At 59.6% G+C, this 24,575-nt stretch carries 17 protein-coding genes; 8 read left to right on the top strand and 9 right to left on the bottom strand.

The window, feature by feature from the left end; translation table 11 throughout:
• Position 1: 1 nt before the first annotated feature.
• Positions 2-2,242, bottom strand: a complete 2,241-nt coding sequence (locus L0Y14_RS15300; protein WP_240991653.1) for an LPS-assembly protein LptD — start codon at positions 2,240-2,242, stop codon at positions 2-4.
• A 192-nt stretch (positions 2,243-2,434) separates the two neighbouring features.
• Here L0Y14_RS15300 and L0Y14_RS15295 point away from each other — a divergent pair, with 192 nt between their 5' ends.
• Both L0Y14_RS15295 and L0Y14_RS15290 read left to right on the top strand, forming a co-directional pair.
• Positions 2,435-3,616 carry an efflux RND transporter periplasmic adaptor subunit gene (locus tag L0Y14_RS15295; protein ID WP_006474864.1) on the top strand — a complete coding sequence of 394 codons (1,182 nt, stop codon included), beginning with the start codon at positions 2,435-2,437 and terminating at the stop codon, positions 3,614-3,616.
• A complete protein-coding gene (locus tag L0Y14_RS15290) occupies positions 3,613-6,723 on the top strand; it encodes an efflux RND transporter permease subunit (protein ID WP_006474865.1) in 3,111 nt (1,036 codons plus the stop codon). Before L0Y14_RS15295 ends, L0Y14_RS15290 begins: the two co-directional genes overlap by 4 nt.
• Before the next feature lie 101 nt (positions 6,724-6,824).
• Here L0Y14_RS15290 and L0Y14_RS15285 read toward each other — a convergent pair whose 3' ends face one another.
• Positions 6,825-8,054, bottom strand: a complete 1,230-nt coding sequence (locus L0Y14_RS15285) for a S1 family peptidase (protein WP_083825153.1) — start codon at positions 8,052-8,054, stop codon at positions 6,825-6,827.
• 778 nt (positions 8,055-8,832) lie between these two features.
• On the opposite strand from L0Y14_RS15285, the gene L0Y14_RS15280 reads away from it, so the two are divergent.
• The 5 genes from L0Y14_RS15280 (at position 8,833) to L0Y14_RS15260 (ending at position 16,372) form a co-directional block, all read left to right on the top strand.
• The gene (locus L0Y14_RS15280; protein ID WP_006474867.1) at positions 8,833-10,212 is read left to right on the top strand and encodes a sigma-54 dependent transcriptional regulator; all 1,380 of its coding nucleotides are present in this window, start codon (positions 8,833-8,835) and stop codon (positions 10,210-10,212) included.
• A 486-nt stretch (positions 10,213-10,698) separates the two neighbouring features.
• Positions 10,699-11,130 (top strand): DUF4402 domain-containing protein, encoded by a 432-nt coding sequence (locus L0Y14_RS15275; RefSeq protein ID WP_039959482.1) that lies wholly within the window; start codon positions 10,699-10,701, stop codon positions 11,128-11,130.
• Between the two features lie 62 nt (positions 11,131-11,192).
• A complete protein-coding gene (locus tag L0Y14_RS15270) occupies positions 11,193-11,675 on the top strand; it encodes a DUF4402 domain-containing protein (RefSeq protein ID WP_006474868.1) in 483 nt (160 codons plus the stop codon).
• Between the two features lie 227 nt (positions 11,676-11,902).
• Positions 11,903-12,661 (top strand): fimbrial biogenesis chaperone, encoded by a 759-nt coding sequence (locus tag L0Y14_RS15265; RefSeq protein ID WP_006474869.1) that lies wholly within the window; start codon positions 11,903-11,905, stop codon positions 12,659-12,661.
• 48 nt (positions 12,662-12,709) lie between these two features.
• Positions 12,710-16,372, top strand: a complete 3,663-nt coding sequence (locus L0Y14_RS15260) for an MSCRAMM family protein (RefSeq protein ID WP_240991654.1) — start codon at positions 12,710-12,712, stop codon at positions 16,370-16,372.
• Positions 16,373-16,467: 95 nt separating this feature from the next.
• Here L0Y14_RS15260 and L0Y14_RS15255 read toward each other — a convergent pair whose 3' ends face one another.
• The gene (locus tag L0Y14_RS15255) at positions 16,468-17,007 is read right to left on the bottom strand and encodes a DUF4402 domain-containing protein (RefSeq protein ID WP_039959480.1); all 540 of its coding nucleotides are present in this window, start codon (positions 17,005-17,007) and stop codon (positions 16,468-16,470) included.
• Between the two features lie 216 nt (positions 17,008-17,223).
• Between L0Y14_RS15255 and L0Y14_RS15250 the strand changes: the two genes are divergently transcribed.
• Positions 17,224-18,210: an aminoglycoside phosphotransferase family protein gene (locus tag L0Y14_RS15250; RefSeq protein ID WP_006474874.1), complete on the top strand. Its 987-nt coding sequence runs from the start codon at positions 17,224-17,226 to the stop codon at positions 18,208-18,210.
• Between the two features lie 16 nt (positions 18,211-18,226).
• Here L0Y14_RS15250 and L0Y14_RS15245 read toward each other — a convergent pair whose 3' ends face one another.
• From L0Y14_RS15245 to lpxA, 6 genes are all read right to left on the bottom strand, one after another.
• On the bottom strand, positions 18,227-19,078 hold the full coding sequence (locus L0Y14_RS15245; protein WP_006474877.1) for a 6-carboxytetrahydropterin synthase: 852 nt from the start codon (positions 19,076-19,078) through the stop codon (positions 18,227-18,229).
• A 24-nt stretch (positions 19,079-19,102) separates the two neighbouring features.
• On the bottom strand, positions 19,103-21,568 hold the full coding sequence (locus L0Y14_RS15240; RefSeq protein WP_005958622.1) for a glycogen/starch/alpha-glucan phosphorylase: 2,466 nt from the start codon (positions 21,566-21,568) through the stop codon (positions 19,103-19,105).
• A 26-nt stretch (positions 21,569-21,594) separates the two neighbouring features.
• Complete coding sequence (locus L0Y14_RS15235) at positions 21,595-22,029, bottom strand: VanZ family protein (RefSeq protein WP_240991655.1); 435 nt, start codon at positions 22,027-22,029, stop codon at positions 21,595-21,597.
• Complete coding sequence (gene purD / locus L0Y14_RS15230) at positions 22,016-23,302, bottom strand: phosphoribosylamine--glycine ligase (protein WP_005958620.1); 1,287 nt, start codon at positions 23,300-23,302, stop codon at positions 22,016-22,018. Before purD ends, L0Y14_RS15235 begins: the two co-directional genes overlap by 14 nt.
• A gap of 136 nt (positions 23,303-23,438) precedes the next feature.
• Positions 23,439-23,672: a heavy metal-associated domain-containing protein gene (locus L0Y14_RS15225; RefSeq protein WP_005958619.1), complete on the bottom strand. Its 234-nt coding sequence runs from the start codon at positions 23,670-23,672 to the stop codon at positions 23,439-23,441.
• A 123-nt stretch (positions 23,673-23,795) separates the two neighbouring features.
• A complete protein-coding gene (gene lpxA / locus L0Y14_RS15220; RefSeq protein WP_005958618.1) occupies positions 23,796-24,575 on the bottom strand; it encodes an acyl-ACP--UDP-N-acetylglucosamine O-acyltransferase in 780 nt (259 codons plus the stop codon).

Genomic DNA, 24,575 nt, shown 5'->3' with positions numbered 1-24,575 from the left:
TTTACTCTGGTTGATAGCCGAAGATGGAATCTTTCAGGGTCTGCTCGGCGCTACGGCCGAAGGCACCCAGTCCGTTGAGTACCAGCTGCAGCATTATGCGCTTATCTGCCTTCTCGTCGGCGTCGGTGACATAGCTCTGAAATACAGCGCGCAGCCGCCAGCAGCAGCGCCCGCCGTAGTCCAGACCGATCACCTGGTTCATGCTACGTCGGTGGAGTAGCGACTGTTTCAGGGCGGCGATGGTGGTAAGCCTATAGCTGAAGGGCCAGTAGAGGGAGAAGTCGACGTCTTCGATGGTGTCGCGTTGGTAGTTGTAGCCGAGATTGAATAGGTGCTGTTCGCGATCCTTATAGTGGATGGCGGCGCGGGCGCGGTCGAAACGCCCGTCCTCCAGGTTGGAATCCCAGCGCAGGGTGGCGGAGCTGCTCCACTGGTTACTGAGCTGGGCGCTGAGTTCGCCGACGATGGCCGATTCGCTGTTGGTTTCGCTGGTGACGTCCGGTAGTTGCACCTCGCGGTCGTGGAAGTAGAAGATTTGGCCGATGCTGGCGCGCAGTCGCTGGCGGCCGCTGCGCTGCTCCAGCAGCTGTGAGCTGAGCCCAAGGCTGAGTTGGTTGGCATCACCGACCCGGTCGGAGCCGCTGAAGCGGTTGTCACGGAACAGGTTGGCGAAGCTCAGATCGAGTTCGGCTGAGTCGAAGTTGGGGATCTCACTTTGATCCTCGAACGGCGTGTAGAGGTAGTGGATTCGCGGCTCCAGGGTCTGTTGGGCGGGCAGGCCGAACCAGTCGCTGTCACGCTCGAAGATCAGCCCGCCATCCAGGCTGAAGCTGCTGCTGGTGTAGGAGGGCGAGTCGTTGCTGCCGCTATTCTGGTCCAGTTGGTAGCTGGCGTGGTTGAGTGCGAAACGTGGGGTCAGGTGTCCCCAGCTGCGACGCAGCGGCAGACTGATGCTGGGTGATAGACTCAGGCGGTGGCCGCGCACCTTTTCGGAGTGGTCGAAATAGACATACTCGGCCTGCACATTGAGCAGACTAGCGTTGTCAAAAAGCGCGTTGGCATAGTTGGCCCGCAGTTGCGGCAGACGGGCGTAGGGGCGATCTGTGGCGGCGATGCTGCGATCGACTGTCTGAAAGTTTTGCAGGCGCGCCAGCAGTGACCAGTTTCTGTCCTGGTAGCGGAGCTCGCCGCGGCGTTCGATGTGACGGCTGCTGGTGATCGTCAGGCCGCTGCCGAAGTCGGTGAGGTAGTCGATGTCGCTGACCGCGTTGGCGCGGATCTCGCTGCTCCAGCCAGGGGCAAACTGATTGTTGAACTCCAGGTTGAAGGCGCCGCGATGGCCGGGGCGGTTGTCTTCCTGGTCGTTGAGGTATTCGGCTTCGACCAGACCCTTGTAGTCTGCGCCGAGAAAGCGCAGTTCGCCGCCCAGCATCAGGCCACGTTTGCTCATTAGCCGCGGGTAGAGGGTGGCGTCATAGTCGGGTGCCAGATTGAGGTAGTAGGGGGTGGTCAGCTCGGTGCCGCCACGGCTGGAGCTGCCCAGGGAAGGAGCGAGGAAGCCCGATTTACGCCGGTCGTCGATGGGGAAAGAGTAGTAGGGGGCGTAGAGAACCGGCACTCCGGCCAGCTTCAGCGTGGCGTGGCGCGCCACGCCAACCCCCTCCTCACGATCGAGTTCCAGACTCTCTGCTTCCAGCTGCCAGTCGCTTTGTCCGGGTCTGCAGCTGGTGTAGCTGACGTCTTCATAGCGGGAGTGGTTGTCGCCGTTGAACTCGGCGCGGCTGGCGTTGCCGCGGGCGTTGCGTTCGGGAAAACGGTACTCTACCTGCTCCAGCCAGCCCTGGTCGCTGTTCAGATCGAACTGGCCCTGCTCTCCGCTGGCGCGCAGGCCGGGTCGCTGGAGCAGGATATCCCCCTCCAGTTCCAGCAGATTCTGCTCACGCTGGTGCAGCGCCTGCTGCGCCTCCAAGTAGGCCTCGTTGCGGCGCACCTTGACGTTGCCCTGGAACAAGGTGGTGTTGCGCTGCTGGTCGAGCTGCAGCGCATCGGCCTCGATGCGGGTGGCGTCGGGGGCGGCGGCTGGCAGAGGCGGTGGCGGCAGCTGCTGTTTTCGGTCAGGGTGGGCGCAGTAGTCCCAGTCGATGCCCTGATCGATGCGCTCCCCTGCGGCCTGGATGGTGGGTGTCCACAATAGGCAGTGAACCAGGAACGGTAGCAGTGGTCGGAGGGTTGGTCGGTTCATGCCGGGTGGTTTCGATATTGGATGGCGGGCAGTGAGATTTGTCATTTCCGCAGGTGAGTCTCGGGCCTAACCTGACAGCCCTAGCCGAGGCGAGGCATCCTTTACCACCCTGACCCCACATATAGTATGGGCGGCATAAAGTCGCATAGAATCGGCGATTCTTCAATGATTTCAACGCGGAGAGTGTTCCAAGTGGCATCTGTTCGACGCCGTTTTCTTCTTACCCTGCTGATTCTTGTGCTCACTATCGTGGCGGTGTTTGGCTTGGTGAAGACGCGCCCCCGACCGCAGGCCGAGTTCAGCGCGGTGGTGCTGAGCCGTGTTGAGGTGATCGAGGCGGTGCAACGGGCGCTGCAGCCGCAGCTGCAACTGACCGGCATGCTGCAGCCCTGGCAGTTGGCGCGGCTCGGTTTTGAGGTCAAAGGCGAACTGCTGGAGCGGCGGGTCGAGCCGGGGCAGCGGGTTCGACAGGGGGAGCTGCTGTTGCGCCTGGATGATGCCGACTACCGTGATGCGCTGACAGAGGCGCGGGCACAGCTGCGGGAGACTCGTGCCGGTATCGAACGTGATCAGCGTCTGCTGAAGCTAGCGCAACAGCAGCGGCAGCTGGCCGAGCGGGAGTTCAAACGTCTGGAGCGATTGGGCCAGGACTCCCTTGCCTCCGGCTCAACCCGCGACAGCGCACGCCAGCAGCTGCTCAAGCTGGAGAGTGACGCGGTGCGGCTGAGCTTTGGCATCGACAGTGGCACGGCACGGCTGGCCAAGCAACAGGCGGCAGCAGCGCGGGCTGAGCGCAATCTGCAGCGCAGCCAGCTGCTCGCCCCGTTTGATGGGCGGGTCAACCGGGTAGAGGTGGAGGTGGGCGACTACCTGCAGCCCGCTAGTCTGGTGGTGGAGCTGATTCGCGATGACTATCTGGAGTTGTCGCTGGAGGTGAGCACCGACATCGCAGCGGTGCTGAGGTTGGGGCAGTCTCTGGCAGTGGAGCTACCGGATGGGCCGCGCCAGGCTGAGCTGGTGGCTTTGCAGCCGGTGCCCGATGCGCGCACCCATACCCACCCGATTCGACTGAAGCTGCCGGGAGCGGGGCTGCTGCCGGGCATGCTCGGGCGCGTCGCGCTGCCGCTGCGGAGCTACTCTGACGCGATCCTGGTGCCGGTCTCGGCGTTGCTGCGCGAGGCGGGGCAGGCCTGGCTGTTTGTGGTGAATGAGGGGCGGCTGGAGCGGCGTGCGGTGGAGGTCGGGATTGTTGATCAGGGTTGGCAGCTGATTGAGGCAGGGCTGCAGCCCGGTGAGCTGGTGGTGGCGCGGGATGTGGAAGTGCTGAGCGACGGCCTGGCGGTCGAGACCGAGCGTTTGGAGTTGGCGCCTTGATTGAATTTGCCATCCGCAACCCGCTGATCGTCAACCTGCTGCTGGCGCTGGTGCTGTTGGCCGGGGTGCAGTCCTGGTATGCCATGCCGCGGGAGATGTTCCCTACGGTGGAGCAGGACAAGGTCAACATCCGCACCCTGTTCGAGGGGGCTTCGCCAGAGGAGGTGGAGCGCCAGGTGACGTTGCCGATCGAGCAGGAGATCGACGGCCTGGCGGATATCGAGGTGATCAGTTCCACCAGCAACGAGGGCAACTCATCGATCTTGGTGGAGCTGCACAGCGGCGCCGATATGGACGACTTCCTGCGCAAGGCGCAGAACGCCCTGGATCAGGTGGATGACCTGCCCGAGGAGGCGGAGGAGCCGGAGCTGTCGCGGCTGGAGACCCGTTTCCCGGTGATCTCGGTGAGCCTGTATGGCGAAATCGCCCGTGGCCGGCTCTACCAGATCGCTGAGCAGATCAAGGATGAGCTGATCGAGATCCCCGGTGTCGCCTCGGTGGGGGTGGCGGGGGACCGGGAATGGGAGCTGTGGGTGGTGGCCGATCCGCAGCGGCTGGCGGCGCGAGGGGTGGCGCTGGCCGAATTGGCCCGGGCGCTGCGACAGAATCTGCGCGATCTGCCCGGCGGCACGCTCAAATCCGAGACCGGCGACATCCGCCTGCGCGGTATCGGCGTGGCGCCCGATCCGCAGCAGATGGCGGCACTGGTGCTGCGCAGCAATGAGGCGGGTGGCCAGTTGCGGCTGGGGGATCTGGCCCAAGTCGAGCTGCGCCTGGAAGAGGTGCAGACCCTGGGGCGCTTCAATGGCCAGCCCTCGGTCAATCTGACCATCAACAAGACCAGCGAAGGTTCCACCATCGAGGTGGCGCGGCTGGTGCGTGAGTTTGTGGCGCAGCGCCAGCCGCAGCTGCCGGTGGGGGTGCATCTGGGGCTGTTCAGCGATCTCTCGGTGTATGTGAAGACCCGCCTGGATACGGTCAAATCCTCCGGGCTGGTGGGGCTGACACTGGTGCTGCTGGCGCTCTATCTGATGCTCAACTTCCGTATCGCCTTTATCACCGCGCTGGGCATCCCGGTCTCCTTTCTGGTGGCGGTGATCCTGCTCCACTATCTGGACTACAGCATCAACATGGTGTCGCTGTTCGCCTTCCTGATCGCCCTGGGGCTGATTGTGGACGACGCGATCATCGTCAACGAGAATATCTATCGCCACCTGGAGATGGGCAAGAGTCCGGCGGTGGCGGCGCGCATCGGCACCAAGGAGGTGTTCTGGCCGGTGGTCGCTTCCACCACCACCACCATCGCCGCCTTCATGCCGATGTTCGCGGTGGGAGGCACCATGGGGGCCTTCATTGCAGTGATCCCGGTGGTGGTAACCGCTTCGTTGGTTGGTTCGATGCTGGAGGCGTTTGGTGTGTTGCCCTCCCATGCCAAGGAGTGGCTGACCCGGGCCAGAGAGCGGCGCCAGGGGCGTATCGATTGGGCGGCGCTGAACCAGCGCTATACGCGCCTGCTGCGCTGGAGCCTCGACTACCGCTATCCGGTGGCGATGCTCAGTATCGGCATTCTTGCGCTGACCATCGCCTTCGCTGCCACCCGTATCCCGTTCCTGCTGTTTGGCCATGTGGATGTGGGGCAGTTTTTTATCAATGTTGAGACCCCCAGCACCTATAGCATCGAGGAGACCTCACGGCTGGCGGCGCGGCTGGAGCGGGAGATCTACGCGACTCTGGATGAGGATGAGCTGGATACTCTGCTGACCAACGTTGGCGTCATGTTTATCGACTTCCACAGGGTGCGCTTCGGCAGCCGTTATATTCAGCTGATCGTCGATCTGAAGAAGCAGCGGCCGCAGGGTTTTATCGAGCGCTGGATCGCCCCGGCAGTAAGCCTGAAGTTTGCCTGGGAGGGGAGTCGTGAGCGCAGTTCGCCGGAGGTGATCGATCAGCTGCGCGAACGTCTGGCAGGGATTCCGGGGATCCGCCGCATGTCGGTGCTGCGTCCTCAGGGTGGGCCGGCCGGGGCGGATATCGAGATCGGTGTGGTGGGTAGCGAGGTGGCGGTGCTGCGCGAGCAGGCGGAGCAGATCCGCAGCTTTATCGAGCGGCTGCCCGGTAGTTCCGATGTGCGCCAGGATATGGACCCGGGCAAGCTGGAGTATCGTTATGCGTTGAACGAGCGCGGGCGGCGTCTGGGGCTGACCCAGCAGCAGCTGGCGGATGCGGTGCGCACCGGTTTTCTTGGCCTTAAGGTGCTTCACGTCAGTTGGAACGACAAGCGTATCCCGGTGCGGCTGATCTATCCTGATGCGCTGCGTCATGATGCGGCAGCGCTGGAGCGGCTGCCGATTACCCTGGAGGATGGTCACACTGTCTATCTGGGGGATGTGGCGCAGATCGAGCAGGCGCGGGGCTTCAATAGCATCAACCGGCGCGACCTGCAGCGGCTGGCCACCATCACCGCCGAGGTCGATTCAGAGATCACCACGCCGAATAAGGTGATTGCGCAGGTGAAGGCTGAGTTCACCGCGTTGCCGGAAGGCTACAAGCTGATCTTCCTCGGTGAGAAGAAGAAGGCGGAGGAATCGATCGCCGGCATGAAGCGGGCGCTGGTGATTGCGTTGGCGGTGATCTTTTTCATCCTGGCGGCGCTGTTCAAATCACTGCTCGATCCGTTGGTGGTGATGTTCGCGATCCCGTTCGGTTTTATCGGCGTGGTGGTGGGGCATCAACTGTTCGGCTTCCATCTACAGTTTCTCTCGTTGATCGGCTTTCTCGCGTTGACCGGCATCGTGGTCAACGATTCGCTGATCCTGATCGACTTCGCCAAGCGATTGCGGCGCAAGGGCTGGGAGCGCAAGGCGGCGCTGGTAGAGGCGGGCAGAGTGCGGATCCGGCCGATCCTGCTGACCACCATCACCACCTTTCTTGGCATCTCACCGCTGATCTTTTTCGCCACCGGGCAGACCGCGTTTCTCGCGCCGATGGCGGTGAGCCTGGGGTTTGGGTTGCTGTTCGCCACCGGGTTGATCCTGCTGACGCTGCCCTGTTTCTACCTGATTGCGGATGATCTGCGGGGGGCTATGGGTCGTGATGCGTCGTCATAGGCCGGGCCCTGCCCGACATTCGGCGGCCACGGGCCACCCTATATCCGTGCGGTTTGATTAGTTGTGATTTGTCGGGGTGTCGTACGCGGAGCCCCGGCAGCTCAGCCGCGGCAGATCACCTGCACGGTAAACCTTGCTGCGTACTCGGCGATATCTGGGCGCTTTTTGTAGCGGGTCTCGTAGGAGTTGCGGGTAAAGAACTTGATCTGGTTGGTCTTCAACAGTTTCTTGATCTCTTTTGCCTTGAGGGCGAAGTGGATGTTGGGGGCGAGTGTGCCGCTGTAATCGGCCTGGCGCAGCGCGATCTCGTTGCTCTGCAGGATGCCGGTGACCAGGCCGTTGCGGTCGAGCATCGGACTGCCGCTGTTGCCGGGTTGCACCGGCAGGGTGACCTGAAACAGTCGGCCATCGCCGCGGATGCCGGTCAGGGCGCTGATGCTGCCGCCGTTGAGATTGATTGGCTGGTGGAGGATCTCTGGTAGTGGATAGCCGACGCTGAGCATCTCCTCGCCGAGCCGTACCGAGAGGTCGTTATTGATGAAGCGGGCATGGTTTTTGGTTTTCAGGCCGGTCTCCAGTACCGCGATGTCGCTCAGCTTGTGGTTGAACTTTAGCCTGGCGCGATGCTCCTTACCATCCTTCAGAATGCTGATGGTGAGGCACCCGGCAACCTGCTCGTTGCTGGCCAGCACCTGCCCCGAGTGGTTGAGGAAGAAGCCGCTGGCGGTGGAGATCAGCTCAAGCCCCTTCTTACTGGTGAGGTCTTCGAAGCTGAGCGGCTTTGGCGGCTGCTGTGCGAGATAGTTGAGCATACGCTGGCCGCGTTCGCGGAACAGCTCATCGAAGTAGTTGACCATCGCCTCGGAGTAGGCGTTGTAGAAGGCGTTTTCGTCGGTGATCAGGGTCGAGATGGCGCCTTGCTCAATCTTGCGCCGGTCGACCAGCTCGCCATCCTGGGTGTAGAGCTCGGCGTCGATGGTAGTGTGGTAGACGTTGAGGTGGTCGATGAAGGCATCACCCGAGAGTTTTAGCAGGTACTGGGTCGGCTTCTCCAGAGAGAGCGCCTGCGCCTTGCGGAAATATTTTTTCGCGATGATCACGGCAGCCTGCTTCAGATCCTGCCCCGGATGGTGAATAAACTCAGCGGAGCGGCTGAGCTGCAGACGTATCTGCTCGTCGTACTCTTTCTTGGGCACGTAGATGGTGATGGTGCCGTCGACCGGGTAGAGGATGCCTGGCGTGGTGTCGGGCATCAGGTCGGCGGTCTTGGTACGTGCGATGGAGCAGGCCTGCAGCATCACCGCCATCATCAATAGAGTCAGTATCCTCACAAGTCAGCCCCCCCTTCTAACCCTGTGACTGTTTTGATCTTGGCCTAATCTACAGAAAAGCTCGGCGCAAACCGAAACGGCCGGGGTTTTAGTGTGAGGGGTGTCTCGTTTCTTTTGGCCTTTTTCCACGGTGTCGTGTGAGCAGGCGCTGGCTTTGCATCAGGCATAAAAAAGCCCCGGTTGTTGATCATCGACCAGAAGCCATTGTTGCCAAAGTCGGTGGTGCCGGTTTGCACTGCGCATTGGCACAGGTGCTGTTGACGCCAGGTCGATGAAGATCTCCCAGGTGCCACCGCTAATACCGCCAATACCGCCAACCGGGATGGTGATGCCATCAAAGTTGTAGCCTGCCGCTCCCCGTTATTGAATTCCGTTATCCGAAGTTGTCAAAAAACTTTTGATAAATTCCACGCAAATTAAGCGCCAGATGTCTGTATGTGTTGTGTTGCTGTAAGCATTCTGTTGGGGGAGAAAAGCTGAGCGATCATTGTTCTTGTCATGAATACAAGGTTGGAACAGGAATTGCTGTGTCATAATTGGCAATTGCCCCCTGTTTTTGTGACAGAAGTGGCACGCCAGGCGGGTGATGAGCTCGATAAATGGCCTGTAGATGGCTTTGAGTAGAACTATAATTCACCTCGCGGAGATTGTAGGGGGGGTTCGGTGACCCTGTTCACGACGTGGGAGGAAAATCCTTGTAGGAACGTGATTATTTTTTAGGATGGACGGGTTGTAAGCGTTGTTACTTGAAGCTGATGTGATTAAAGGGGCAGAAAGGATGCTGAAGGAGCGGAATGCCCTGGTTGTATCCGTAGGTGACAGGACGCCGTTTGATGGCTTGGAGCTCTACGGCTGGAACCTAGTTAGAGCCGATAATCTGGATGACCTGCCGAAGCTGGTGCGCAGGCATCACTGCACCGTTGGACTGCTCTACTGTGATCAGTGTGATTGGGGTGAAATCGCCAAGGCTTGGGGGCATGTGGCGCGGGTCTCAGGCTCTGTCTCCTGGATTGCGGTTATCAACCATGATGACATGGAAGATAACGAGTTACGCTCGCTGATCGCGCGCAGCTTCTTCGACTTCTACACCCTGCCGATCAACCCCGAGCGCTTTCATGAGGTGCTTGGCCACGCCCACGGTATGGCCGAATTGCGGCGCAGTATGCGCCACGAGCCGGGCACCGAAGAGATTGATTTCAAGATCATCGGCCGCAGCAAGGCGATCAGCAAACTGTTTGCGCTGATCTACAAGGTCTCCGAGACTGATCTGCCTGTGCTGATCAATGGTGAGAGTGGCACCGGCAAAGAGCTCACCACGCAGGCGATCCATGCCCACTCGGTGCGCGCCAGCGGCCCCTGTATCGAGGTCAACTGCGGCGCAATTCCCCCTTCACTAATCCAGTCGGAGCTGTTTGGCCACGAAAAGGGCGCCTTCACCGGTGCTGCCAAGCGCAAGATCGGGCTTATCGAGGCGGCTCACGGTGGCACCCTTTTTCTCGACGAGATCGGCGATCTTCCTCTAGAGATCCAAGCGCATTTGCTGCGTTTCCTGCAGGAACAGACGATTCGGCGGCTTGGCAGCACCAGCAAGATCCATGTCGATGCGCGGGTTGTGGCGGCCACCCATGTGGATCTGGAGAAGGCGGTAGCGGATGGTCGTTTCCGCGAGGATCTCTATTACCGGATCAACGTGTTACCAGTAACTGTGCCTCCCTTGCGTGAGCGGAAGGGTGATGTGGAGGTGCTTGCCAGGCATTTCTTGTCGACGCTCGATAGTGATCTGGTGCGTCATGTGAACGGATTCAGTGAGGCGGCAATCCGGGCGATGAACGATCATCGCTGGCCCGGAAATGTCCGTGAGCTTATCAATAGGGTGCATCGGGCAGCGATTCTTTCTGAAGGGTCGGAGATCTCTGTCTTCGATCTGGGGCTGGGGGATGATGAGTCGCAGGGGCGGCGGATCCACTCCCTAGATGAGGCTCGGGCCCAAGCGGAGAAGCGCGCCATTCGTCAGGCTTTGGCTGAGACTGGTTACACTGTTTCCCATGCTGCCAAGTTGCTGGGGACTTCCCGTCGTACCCTCTATCGTCTGCTGGAGAAGCACCAGATCCCATCGGATCCGTCAGGAATCGAAGGCGATAGCGGCCTGTTGAGCTGAACTCCCTATCCCAGAATTTCCAAGCTGGGAGGGTGAAAGCCAACAATGGCTGATCTACTCGACCAGTTTCATTCAGAGGCTCCTAATCAAAGCCTTTCCATAACTATCCAGTACCCTGCCTGTCGTAGGAGCGGCGCCTTTACCGTGAAACAGCTTTAAATCAAACGTTTGCAATCGCCGCGAGGGCACCGCTCCTACTTTTAGGCCTCTCTTGAGAGAGGGCTGAATAGTCATGCCTTTTCTTGACATATCTCCCTGTGCTTCGAGGGGGAGTGTGCCGTAGTTGGCTCAGGATAGGGCGTAGTAGCGGTTTTATGAATACGAATTTGATTCCCTAGCGTGAAACTGGAAAAAAATACCTTAACTGCAGATGTTGCAAGTCATTGAAAGTTAGCCTCCTGCTTTTGATTGGCGCGATGTTTGCTAATGGCAAGTGAGACTAGAGTAGTAGTGAGGCTGAAGCCAAGGCCTCAAAGGAGATACAAAATGAAAAAAATTATCGTTGGAGCAACACTCTTCTGGGTAGCTGTTTTCTCCGGGCAAACTGTCGCGGTGGATGCGACAGGTACCGCCTCCATCAATGTGTTGCAACCGCTAACAATTTCAACCATTGATCATATGGATTTTGGCGGCAGCGTTATAGCTCCCAGCAGTGGTGTTGGTGATGTCTATAGTGACACGCATGATTTCACTATCTACGGAAACAGCGGCGAAAGCTTTGCTTTTTCTGTTGACCCGAATGCAAATTGTGGCACTCAGACACTGGTGACCCTGTCACTGGCGACAGATGCAGACAATCCGACCGTCTTTAACGAAGCCAACAAAGCCGATGTATTGGTTGGCGGCACTCTTACTGTTCTTGTTGGTGCTCAGGGAGTATACAACTGCACCTTCAGTGTTACGGCCAACTACGAATAGTGAGAGGGAATTGCTGGTCCACCCGGTCTGGTGTTCCGGTCGCCGAACGGGATGGGCTTGTCATGAGTCGCGGTCAAAATGGCTTGTTGATGGCCTTGCTCATCTGTGCACTGTTCGTCTGGGATTCGGCCTGGTCAGTCGGTGATTTTGGTGTTGATGCGGAGCCAATCCTGCCGCTTACGATCAGCAACACCCAGGATATGGATTTCGGCACCGTGGTTCGTGGTAGCAGTGATACTCTGTTTGAAATCAGCAGAGATGGAGGGGTCGACATCAACTTTGGTGATGGATTCTACCTGTCGGGCGCCCATCCAGGCAGTTTCAGCATTGATGGGGATGAGGGAGAGGTAGTACTGGTCCAGAGTGGTATAGATACAGACGGGTGTGATGGCCCTAACGATGCGGTGAACCTTCAGAGTGTCACTCCCTATCTGCAGCAGGTGACGCTGCCATTGACTCTTGATGTCACGGGCGCAGTACTGGTGAAGCCCTCTGCTGAAGGCAGCTACACCTGCCACTATAGGATCAGTGCTGATTATATGTAGATGCCCTAAGTGATGCTGCGGCGCTTTGTGTCACCTGATTACTTTTTTTCGAACTGTTCGCGTATCGTTCTGCTGGGAATGGTTATCCTTCAGCATTTAACTGAATGCTATTGAAAGAGGTGACAGGCATGACCGGTCGTACGGTTCCCCTTTGTATGCTGCTTAATTGGGTTTTACTCACTGCTTTGGTCAGTTTTGTACTGCCTTTGACTGCTTATGCAGGGGCTATGGCTGTTGACCCCAAACGGGTGGTGTTCGATGGACGTAAACGCAGTGCGGAACTGCTGGTGATTAACCGGGGGGATCGTGCCGCGACCTATAAGATCTATTTCCAGGAGATGCGGATGACAAACACGGGTCACCTGGATGTAGTCGATGACCCGACTGAGGCAGAGAAAACCTCCTCCACGCTGTTGCGCTATTCGCCAAGGAGGATGACGTTGGGGCCTGGCAAGATGCAATCGGTGCGACTGTTGCTGCGCAAGCCGCGTGACCTGGAACCGGGTGAATACCGTTCGCACCTGACTATTGAGGAGCTTCCCGACGCCATGGCAGGCACCGACGTGGAGCAGCTTGCTGATAATCGGGGAGGGGTGAAGGTGCGGATGGTGGCGCGCCACTCAATAACCATCCCTGTGATTGCGCGTCACGGCATGCTCGATGCGTCTCTCGAACTGAAGGCGCTCAAATACCTGCCCCCGGACAGGAAAAAGCCGCGGTCGCGAATTGCGCTGAACCTGCACCGGCAGGGCAACCGTTCACTCTACGGAAGCATCAATGTCTATCACCAACCGCGGCAGGGGGAGAGGCGTTTGGTCGGTTACATCAAGGGAGTGGCTGTCTATACGCCGTTGCAAAAACGGTCAATCATCGTGCCATTGCAGGAGATGGGCTCAGAAAGACTGCGGGATGGGGTCTTGAGGGCTGAGTTTACAGAGACTGGCAGACAGGGAGTTAAGGCAGCCGCTGAGTTGACAATTCATTGACCCGCCCGCTTGTTCAACCTCAATACCAGATCCGGGCTCGTAGAGGGGGTGGCGCTGCTTGCCGCCGGTGCTGTTGTGCTTCTGTTTGTCTTCTCTTCGACCCGCACGCCACCCTTGGAGGAGGATGGATTAAGCAGTGACCAGCTGAACATACCATCCAGGCTGGAAACGCCGGCACCTGTCGACGGTGATGCCCGGATTTTACGCTTGGTGGATGACAAAGGAGTGCTGAGTGATGGCCTGATCGGCTATCTGCATCAGGGGGAACTCCTGCTGCCGCTTTCCGGAATCAGTTATGCGATGGGCTATCCGATCCAGGTCAGCTCCCGCGCAGGGCGTGCTGAAGGCTGGTTTGGCGAACCGCCACAGCGTTTTGAACTTGACTACAGTCAGGGTCTGGTATGGGTGGATGGGCGGCGTTTCAGGCTGGAACGGGAGCGGGTCGAACTGCATCTGGACGACATCTTTGTGCATCCTAGCCAGCTGCAGCAGTGGTTTTCGCTGCATCTCTCAGTCGATCTAGATGCTGCGCAGGTCAGACTGGTGTCTAATCAGTTACCCGTCAGGCGCCACAGGGAGGCACTGCTTGAGGGGCCTGTGTCCCGGCCGACGGAGGTTGATGATGGTAAACGTCCCCTGTCCGTGAGTCATCCTTTGGGTGATGGAGGCAGCGACGCCCCACTGGCTGGAGAGGCCGATAATCTACCGCCTGGGCGCTCTCTGTCTGCACCGGTGCTACCCTCGACAGCTCCAAGCCCTGCGGCGGTGGAGGCAAATGTGCCGATAGACTCACCCAAGCCAGGGCCTGCCGGGCGTCAATTTGCCTACTTGCCGGATGTCTTTGCAGATCATCAGTTCACCCATCGCCGAGATGTCAGCCGCATTACGGATCAGCCAGGCAGGAGGTGGGAGTCTGACCTTTCTGCCAAACAGGGGCCGCCTGGGGGTGTGGACGATGGGCATCCTGCCCGGCGAGCGGATGTTGGTGCTGCGGGTTCAGCACAGAAAGTGAGTGGAGAACCGGCTCTGACTCGGGGCCATCCGTCTCAGGAGCTGAACAGCGCTGCGATGGTTGTGCCTGATGCGGAGGTCTCACTCGAGCCAACAAGCCGCCCTGCTGAGGATGAACTGATCCTGCAGCTGGTTGTGGGGCGAACCGTGTTGAGTGACGGCTTGCTTGGCTATCTCGTGCCGTCAGGTGTGCTGCTGCCCCTCTCCGAGTTCTTCTACGCGGTAGAGTTTCCCATCCAGGTTACCGCAGCCGAAGGACATGCCTCTGGCTGGTTTATTGATGAGCGCCACCAGTTTGATTTGGACTATGCGCGGGGCGAGGTGCGGGTGGATGGACGAGTCCACAAACTCAACCGCAATCTGGTGGAGTTGCACCAACATGAGATCTATGTGCATAGCAGTTTGCTGCAGCAGTGGCTGCCGCTGCGACTTTCAGTGGATCTGGCCTCCCTGCGGCTAAAACTGGAGCCTGATGAAGCGTTGCCCTTCCAGCAACGTGCGCAGCGGCAGATGCGTCGGCAGATGCTGGGGCGGAAGTGGGAGGCTGGCGATGAGTTGCAACTGCCCTATCTGCCGGATGTGTTTGAAGCCGTGGAGGTGCCGTTGATCGATCTCTCTGGTTCGTTGGCGCATCGCGGGGTAAAGGGGCAGCCCGCCAGCAATGCGGCTCACTTTAATATGTTGGCAACCGGCGATCTGCTGTGGATGAATGGCAAACTCTATGTCTCAGGCAATGAGAACGATGCCATATCGGATGTGCGTCTGACACTTTCGCGGAAGGACCCCGAGGGTAGGGTGTTTGGCGAGCATTTGGGAGTGACCAGTGTGGCGCTGGGAGATGTCTACTCGCCCTCTATGGCGTTGGTGTCCGGCAGTGGTTCAGGACGCGGCCTGACGCTGTCGAGTATGCCGCTCAACCATCCAACCGAGTTCAGCAAGACTCACCTTACCGGGGAACTGCTTCAGGGCTGGGAGGTTGAACTCTATCGTAACGGCGAACTGCTCGATTCCCAGATTTCACGGTCTGATGGTCGTTATGAGTTTCTCGATGTGCCTCTGCTACCCGGCAACAATCACATGAAACTGGTCTTTTACGGCCCTCAGGGACAGCGCCGGGAGGAGGTACGTCGGGTGCTCGTGGGAGCGGGGCAGGTAAGGCCCGGGGAGCAGCAGTTTCAGGTTGGAATCAACCAGAAGGATGAGGGGGTTGTTGAGCTTGGTGAGCGCAAGGATAGTGGAGACAGTGCTCGGGGCGCTTATCAGCTGGCGCTGGAGTATGAGCGAGGGATTAGCAATAACCTGACCCTTGGTAGTTCCTTCACAACCCTGCCGCTGGCAGATGGAGAGCGTAGGTACTACCTGGGAGTGAATGCCCGTGGCAGTTTACTGGGGGCCTTCTCTCGGGTGGATCTGGTGCATGACCTGACGGCTGGGGGGGTAGCCCTGGGCCTCGATCTGCAGACACAGCAGGATCTCTTCAGCCTGACGCTTTCCCATGATCAGTTTTTCAACTTTACCAGTCGGAAGACCGGGGTTATGGAGGGCGATGATCCGCTGCTATCGAATACTGATTTTCGTCTCGATGGAGATATCGATGCCTTCAATCTGCGTTACGCACTCACCTTTGGCTGGGATCGTTTTCGTTCTGGCAACAGTGAAATCCACGTGGGCAACCGGTTGTCTCTCTTCTGGGCCGACACAGCGTTTACGAACACCTTGGACTACTACTATTCTGGCCAGCAAACTGGCCACAGTAGCGGCCTGAATGGGGCCCTGCGGGCGAGCGGTCGTTACAATGATTTTCGCCTGCGTGGGACGCTTGATTATGCGCTGCTGACGCCTGGGGTCTCGCTCGATCAGCTGAGCGGGACCCTCGATTGGCGAGTGGGGGATGGCTACTCTCTACGGGCCGATCTCTCCTACAATTTCGATACCTCCGTGATCAGTCTGGGTGGGAGCCTGAACCGTAAATTCAAATACTTTGCCCTCTCCCTGAGTTCAAGCTACTCCTCTGACGAGAAACTCAACGTCGGGCTGACCTGGAGCCTCTCTCTGGGGCGGGAACCACGCCATGGGAGCTGGTTTATCTGGCCTGAAAAAAGAGCCAGTTATGGCGCTGTGTCGGCATCGGTGTTTATCGATAGAAACATGAATGGGGTGTTTGATCAGGGGGAAACCCCACTCGTCGGCACCCGCTTTCGTCGAGGTGGCGTGCCTGATGATGCGCTCAGCGATGAGTATGGAGTGCTTCTGCTGACCGGCCTTGCCCCGCACCGGCCAACTCAGGTGATGCCGATCCTCGGCAGTGTTGAAGACCCCTCCCTGATGCCCGTCTACAAAGGCGTGGTGCTGTTTCCCAGACCAGGACACGCAACGCGGGTTGATTTCCCGTTTACTCCAACCGGTGAGATTGATGGAAGTGTGTTACTGATTGATGGGGGGAGCACTAAAGAGCTGTCTAACGTTGATATTGAATTGCTGAACAGAGAGGGCAAGGTGGTTGCGGTTGAGCGTACAGCCTATGACGGATTTTATCTCTTTAGCGGCGTCTTTCCGGGGGATTATCGGGTGCGGGTCTCACCGGAACAGGCGCGCCAGCTGTCGTTCGAGGCCTCTCGGGAGATCAAGCTGACGATTGCCCCTGATGGTGATGTGATCAGCGGTATTGATTTCAAGCTGCGCATGACGGCATCTCCCTGATTTGAGGGGAAATCCTTTGTTCGAGGAGTGAGCTTCGTACATCGACTGCTCAGGCCTTGCGTCGCTGCCAGGTCAGATCTGAGTCCGACAGGCTGTCAATCGAGATACTCTGCATCAATGCTGATCCGGGTTCTGACCGGCCTGCCAAAGCGCGGTGGCAATCGCAGATCGGCACCGATAAAGACCTCTGCGCGACCATTGGGAGCCAATACGATGGGGCCTTCCGGATAGCAGCGAAAGTTTTCCAGGACGGCTTCGTTTCTGCTATCCGACGATCTGCTATGGGGGAGCAGAAGACGTACCTTTGCATTTGGTTCCCCTTCAATCAGCAGGTGGGCCGGTTTGTGGAAGCCGCTTGCCTCGGCAGTGCTTCCCCCAAAATGCCGGTGGCCTGTCTGCGGTTCAATCGAGATGATGGTTTCTCTGTTGCTCTGGGTGATGATCCGGCCAAAAGAGAGAGGCTCTATTTCTCGGATAACCAGCGCTGCACGGCGGTTGCCGTCATCGCCTGCTGCGATGGTGTTCGTGCTAAAAGCAGAGACTGTGAGAATGCACAGCAGCAACTCGATGAACGGTTGCCGGTGACAAAAGGTGCCGCCTCTGTTGCGGGCGGAGTCAGAGGGGCTGATCGCCATCGCAAGGCTCCTGTTGCCTGAATTGCGTGTTTACCAGGGAAATTTTGGGATGATGGAGAGGGTATGGCAATAACTACGACATGGTTTTTCTGCCGTCTGTGATGCTGTTCGAACTATCGGTTTACTGTGATTGGAGTTAAGAGGTTGAGGGCAGTCGAGCACGCTGTTCGATATACTCCCACATCCAGACACCTGAAGCCCCAGCGGGCCGCAACCATGTCACAACGTATCGAACAACTGAAATCCTGGCTGAACAGCCTCCCCGATCTGGGCGACTACCGCTTCGAGCCGGCCTCCGACGATGCCAGCTTCCGTCGCTATTTCCGTATCACAAACAGCCACGGCAGCTTTATCGCGATGGATGCGCCGCCTGCCCAGGAAGACACTGCCCCCTTCATCCAAGTCGCCGAGGCGTTTGAGGCGATCGGCCTGAACGTGCCACACATCCATGCGCGGGACATCGAAAACGGCTATCTGTTGCTGAGTGACCTAGGCAATCGGCTCTATCTCGATGAACTGGATGAAACTAGTGTCGAGCGCCTCTACGGTGATGCCCTTGGTGCGCTGATGACGATCCAGGCCTGTGGTCCACGGGAGGGGCTTCCGCCCTATGATGAGGCGCTGCTGCAGCGAGAGATGGAGCTGTTCCGTGACTGGCTGCTTGGGCGACAGCTTGGGCTGACACTCAGCACAGAAGAGCAGTCGATGCTCGACGAGAGCTTCGCCCTGCTAGCACAGAGTGCGCTGGAGCAATCTCAGGTCTGTGTGCACCGTGACTTTCATTCGCGCAACTTGATGTTCACCGAGCGCCACAACCCCGGGGTCATCGACTTTCAGGACGCAGTGGTTGGCCCGGTCACCTACGATCTGGTCTCGCTACTGCGCGACTGCTACATCGAGTGGCCGAAGTCGCGGGTGCGGGCTTGGGCGCTGGGCTACTACGAGCTGGCGGTGCAGTCGGGGGTGTTGAGCGATGAGCACGAGGACCGCTTCCTGCGCTGGTTCGATCTGATGGGGGTACAGCGTCACCTGAAAGCGGCCGGGATCTTCGCCCGCCTCAACCGACGCGATGGCAAGCCGGGCTATCTGAAGGATATCCCCCGCACCCTGGGCTATATCGTCTCGGTGGCGGCGGATTACCCTGAGCTGTCGGCACTTGCGTTGTTGATTGATGAGCGAGTTTTGCCTGCGCTGAAGGCTTAGCCCGCTTGGGGGCGCGTCAGGCTTCGCCGATTGCCCCCTTTCCCACCCCCTCATAGGCGCGCACCAAAAAGTGTTCTGAAGGGTGTTCCGCTTTGAGGGTCTCGGCGATGTGCTGCGCTAAATTCTCTACTGTGGAGTCAGTGTCGATCAGGTAGCAGCAACTGGCCGGGAGTTGCAGCTCGAACGGCCCCTGCGCGGCTTGGTAGGCGATCTGTAGATAGCGCACCCCATCTTCGACGTTCTCGCCCTGAACGTAGCTGCGGCTACAGATGAAGATATCGCGCCAGCGTGCGGCCCACTCCTGCTCCAGTGTCGCGTCGCGCTGGCCGTTGCGCAGAATCTGGATCGGCGAGCGGTGGCCGTGGGCGATGCGCTGGCAGTTGCCGGCGTGCTGTTGCAGGCCGTGGCTGTATTGGTAGCCGGCGCCGTCGCAGGGTTCAGGGTAGAGGTGGATGCCGAGCCGCTTTACATTGGTGGGCATCAGCGGTGTCAGAGTCGCCTCGATGGCCTGGGTGACCGCCTCGCTGTCGATCCGCAGCGCATCGATCAGGCAGATGGCATCGGTTGGTGAGCGGTGGTGGATGAAGCGGCCATTGTCCAGCGTAAATCGCAGCTCCAACATCTCGCCCTGCTGGGTCAACTTGAGCCCGGGGTTGGCGTTGGGCACTAATAGTTTGTGGTCGAAGTGCTGGTCCAGACTCTGCTTGACTTGGCGTTTGACCTCGGCGAAGTCGAGTACCATGCCCTGGGCGTCGAGTCCGCCCTCCAACTCTACATCGACCAGCCAGCTCTCGCCGAGAAGGCCACGATGCGGGTCCAGGTAGGAGAAGTCGATAACAGTCAGGCGGTTGACGAAGAGTCGGGTCATGGATTTTGAACGGTTCGCTGCTGATTAACGCTGGATCGGGGCGATCTGCCAGATCTGCTGCGCATACTCCTGGATGGTGCGGTCGCTGGAGAAGTAGCCCATCTGCGCGGTGTTGAGTATCGCCATCTGGTTCCAGATCTCTGGCTGGCGGTAGATGGCATCGGCCCGATCGCTGCACTCAAGGTAGGCCTGGAAGTCGGCCATCACCATAAAGTGATCGCGATCCAGCAGGCTCTCCACCAGTGGTTTGTAGCGCTCCGGCTCTTCAGGCGAGAAGAAACCGTTGCCGATCATTTCTACCACCCGCCGCAGCAGCGGCTCGGACTCGAAGTGGTAGCGAGGATGGTAACCCTGCTGGCAGCGCTGTTTCACTTGGTCGGTGGTGAGGCCGAAGATGAAGATATTCTCTGCTCCCACCTGGTCGCGGATCTCCACATTGGCGCCGTCCAGGGTGCCCATGGTGAGTGAGCCGTTGAGCGCCAGCTTCATGTTGCCGGTGCCAGAGGCCTCCATGCCGGCGGTGGAGATCTGCTGCGACAGCTCCGCTGCGGGGATGATGTCGGCCGCGGTGGTGACATCGTAGTTGGGGATGAACAGCACCTTCAGCCGTTTGTTAACTGCTTGGTCGTTGTCGATGACGTCGGCCACATCGTTGATCAGGCGGATGATCAGCTTCGCCATGAAGTAGCCGGGGGCCGCCTTGCCGCCGAAGATGTAGGTGCGTGGCACCACCTCGGCGTCGGGGGCGTCGAGCAGGCGATTGTAGTGGGCGATCACCCGCATCAGGTTGAGCAGTTGGCGCTTGTATTCATGGATCCGTTTCACCTGTACATCGAACAGGGTGTGGGGGTCGATCTGTTGCCCCAGGTGGAACTTAACCAGCTCTGCAAGGCGCTGTTTGTTGACCAGTTTGGCTGCGGCGAATCGCTCCTGAAAGCTGCTGTCGTCGGCCAGCGGGATCAGCGCCTCGAGCTGGTTCAGGTCACGCACCCAGGCGTCGCCGATCGCCTCGCAGATCAGTGCCGAGAGGGGGCGGTTGGCCTGATAGAGCCAACGGCGTGGGGTGATGCCATTGGTGATGTTGATGATCTTGTTAGGATAGAACTCATCGAAGTCGTGGAAGGTCGATGACTTCAGCAGTCCGGAGTGGAGGGCCGAGACGCCATTGACCTTGTGGCTGCCGATGATCGCCAGATGCGCCATGCGCACCCGCCGGCCATCCTGCTCATCGATCACCGAGAGGCGCCGCTGCCGCTCGGTGTCGCCAGGGTGGAGGTTGGCCACCATCAGCAGAAAGCGGCGGTTGATCTCATAGATCAGCTGCAGATGGCGTGGCAGCAGCCGCCCTAGCAGCTCCACCGGCCAGCTCTCCAGGGCCTCTGGCAGCAGGGTGTGGTTGGTGTAGGAGAAGATCTTGGTGGTGATCTCCCAGGCCAGCTGCCACTCCAAATGGTACTTGTCGATCAGCACCCGCATCAGCTCCGGGATAGCGATGGCAGGGTGGGTGTCGTTGAGCTGGATGGCGACCCGCTCCGGCAGCTCGTGGATATCGTTGTGGTCGGAGAAGAAGCGGCGCAGGATATCCTTGAGTGAGGCGCAGACGAAGAAGTACTGCTGCTTGAGGCGCAGCTCGCGATTCTGGCTGCTGCTGTCGTCGGGGTAGAGCACCTTGGAGATATTCTCCGAGAGGGTCTTCTCCTCCACTGCGCTGCTGTATTCGCCCATGTTGAAGCAGCTCAGGTCGAACGCCTGATGCGCTTTGGCGCTCCACAGCCGCAGGTTGTTGACGGTGTCGTTTTTGTAGCCGGGGATCGGCGTATCGTAGGCCTGGGCGAGCACGAGATCACCCTCGATCCAGTCGAACTGACGCCGTCCGTTCGGCCCCTGATACTCCAGTACCCGACCGCCAAAGCGCACCTTGTAGGCCACCTCTGGGCGCGGGAACTCCCATGGGTTGCCGTGCGCTAGCCAGTTCTCCGGGTGCTCGACCTGTTGGCCGTTTTCGATGCGCTGGCGGAACATGCCGTACTCGAAGCGGATGCCGTAGCCGATGCCGGGCAGGTCGAGGGTCGCCATTGAGTCGAGAAAGCAGGCCGCCAGCCGCCCCAGGCCGCCGTTGCCCAGCGCGGCGTCGTGCTCCAGGTTGCGCAGTCGCTCCAGTTCGATGCCGAGCCGGTGCAGGGCGCTGCTGCAGGCGTCGTGGATATCCATGTTGAGCAGGCTGTTGGTCAGGCTGCGACCGATCAGGAACTCCATCGACAGGTAGTAGACTCGCTTGGCGTCGTTGCGGTAGTAGCTGCGCTGGGTCTCCATCCAGCGTTCGATCAGCCGGTCTCGCACCACATGGCAGAAGGCCATCATCCAGTCGTGGTCGGTGGCGGTGAAGGGATCCTTGCCGATGGTGTAGACCAGATGGTTGGAGACCGAGCGCTGGATCGCCTTCGGCTTGGAGGCGAGAAAGTCGAATTTGAAGCGGTTGCTGCTACTCATGGGCGTTCCTGGGGCTTGTTGGCGATTCAGTCGGCCGCCTTTTGCTGATCGTCCCCAGTATGGCAGTGGCGCGACAGCAGGGGTAGTCGCAGCAGTAGTGGTAACAGCAGCGGATAGACCAGTAGGCCGATCGCGTCGGCTCCCAGGTCGAGCAGCGAGAAGTGGCGGTCGGGCAGAAAGTGCTGGATTAGCTCGATCAGCAGACCGTAGCCGAGCAGCGGCAGCCACTTGCGCCGGTCCCAGCGTGAGTGTGGGAAGCTGAAGTCGCTCAGCAGCGCCAGGCAGAGAAACGCACTGCTGTGCTCCAGCTTGTCCCAGACACTGGAGACCATCGGGTAGTCGATGCTGGTGGTGGCCAGATGGGTGATCGCCAGCAGCGCCAGCATAAGAGCCGCCCGGAAGCCGAGGGTGAGTGGCGTGATTGGTCCTCTCCCCGGCTGACCAGTATCAGCTCTGCTCACGGGCCACCGCACGATAGCCGATGTCGTTGCGCAGATAGACCCCTTCCCAGCTGATGCTGCGTGCGAGCTGGTAGGCCCGTGCTTGGGCCGTGGCGACGTCCTCGCCCAGGGCGGTGGCGCAGAGCACCCGGCCGCCGGCGGTGAGCACCTGGCCATCCTGCTCTGCGGTGCCGGCGTGGAACACCTTCTCGCCATCGCACTCGCTTTCAGGTAGACCGGAGATTACCCTGCCCTTGGCGTAGTCGCCGGGGTAGCCGCCGGCGGCGAGCACCACGCCGAGAGCGGCGCGTGGATCCCATTCGGTGGTCTCACTATCGAGCTGGCCGTTGATGGCGGCGAGGCAGTGGGCCACCAGGTCGGAGCGCATCCGCAGCATGATCGGCTGGGTCTCCGGGTCGCCGAAGCGGCAGTTGTATTCGATCACCTTGGGGGTGCCGTCGGCCATGATCATCAGCCCGGCGTAGAGGAAGCCGGTGTAGGGCAGCCCCTCTGCAGCCATGCCCTTGATGGTGGGCAGGATCACCTCATCCATGATGCGCTGGTGGATCGCCTCGCTGACCACCGGTGCCGGCGAGTAGGCCCCCATGCCGCCGGTGTTGAGGCCAGTGTCGCCGTCGCCGGCGCGCTTGTGGTCCTGGCTGGTGGCCATTGGCAGCACATGTTCGCCGTCAGCGATGACGATGAAGCTCGCCTCCTCGCCGTCGAGGAACTCCTCGATCACCACCCGGTGACCCGCCTCACCGAAAGCGTTGCCGGCGAGCATATCCTTCACCGCTGCCTCGGCGGTCTGCAGATCCATCGCGACGATGACGCCTTTGCCGGCGGCCAGGCCGTCGGCTTTGATCACGATCGGCGCACCCTGCTGCTGCAGATAGGCGAGTGCCGGCTCGATCTCGGTGAAGGTTTTATAGTCGGCGCTAGGGATCTGGTGGCGGGCGAGGAAGTCCTTGGTGAAGGATTTGGAGCCCTCCAGTTGGGCCGCACCCTGGGTCGGGCCGAAGCACTTCAGGCCGGCTGCAGTGAAGGCGTCCACCAGGCCGATCACCAGTGGCACTTCGGGGCCGACGATGGTCAGGCCGATCGCGTTGGTTTTGGCGAAGCTGACCAGCGCATCGATGTCCTCGACGCTGATCGCTACATTCTCCAGCTTCGGTTCCAGCGCGGTGCCGGCATTGCCAGGGGCGACGAAGACCTTGTCGGCCAAAGGAGACTGGGCCGCCTTCCAGGCGAGGGCGTGTTCTCGGCCACCGGAGCCGATGACGAGTATCTTCATGGTGTTCTACTTCAGGCGTTATGGAAACTGGCGCAATGATACCGTTTCATGGGACGGGTTTGTATCGTTGCGGAGTGAGGGGCGGCATGAAAAAGGCCCCGCAGGGCCTTGTTGAGTGGGGCGACGGGTCTGCGTGTTACAGGCCCACCAGCTGGGCGTGCAGTCCGCGGTGTTCGACCTTGTGCAGCAGCTCGCTGGCGTGGATGTCGGCAGGATCGTAGTCGACCAGGATGAGATGACGGGCCTTCTCGTTGACGCAGGCCGAGACCACCCCGTCGACACTGGACAGTTCACGTTCGATGGCGTTGATGTTGGCGTCGTCTAGCTCTTCGACGATATGGATCACTACATCAGTACAGGTGTTTGGCATGGTAGCACCACCTTAGGGTTGACTGGAGGTCAGTAGGTCGCCTCAGTGAGGGTCATGTAGAAGAGATAGACCAGGCTGGCGTGAAGGTAAAGCGGAAAAGCCCTATAAGGCGTGGTGGTGCGGCTACTTGTGTGTGGTGACACCACGTTCGCTGGCTTCGAAGAAGGCGATGATGCGCTGCGCCTCGCTGCCCTGGGGCTCACCGCGCAGCTGTTCCAGAGCCTGGGAGATGTTGAGGTCTGAGTGGTAGAGGATCTTGTAGGTCTGTTTGATCGATTTGCGGGCCGTTGCATCGAAGCCGTTACGGCGCAGCCCCACTGCGTTGAGCCCTAGGATGCGCGCTGGGTTGCCGTCGCAGGTGGTGAAGGGGGGGACGTCTTTAACCACCTTGGCGCAGCCGGCGATCATGACGTTGTCGCCGATGCGGCAGAACTGATGGATTCCCGCTAGGCCAGAGATGAAGGCCTTGTTGCTGACGGATGCATGGCCGGCAAAGGCGGTGTAAGAGCCGACTACGTTGTGGTCGCCAAAACGGCAGTCGTGGCCGACGTGGCAGTTAGACATGAAGTAGTTGCCGCTGCCGATGATGGTGCCGTCCTCGCTCTTCACGCCGCGACTGAAGTTGACGCCCTCTCTGAAGTGGTTGTTGTCGCCGATCAGCAACGGGCGGCTCTTCTCCGGAGTGAAGCTGAGATCCAAGGGTTCGCAACCCAGCATGGCGCCGCTGTAAACGCGGTTGTTTTTGCCCAGGGTCGTGCCGCTGAAGATGCGCACCCCGCTCTCGATCACGCAGCCCTCGCCGATGAAGACGCCGCCCTCGATGATGGAGAAGGGGCCGACGCTGACCGATGGGTGCAGCTCGGCACCGTCCTCGATGATGGCGGTGGGATGGATCTTATTCAT

This window comes from Candidatus Endoriftia persephonae, from assembly GCF_023733635.1.
Classification (GTDB): Bacteria; Pseudomonadota; Gammaproteobacteria; order Chromatiales; family Chromatiaceae; genus Endoriftia; species Endoriftia persephonae.
The sequence above is the reverse complement of the archived record's forward strand: the minus strand, read 5'-3'. Positions and strand labels throughout refer to the sequence as shown.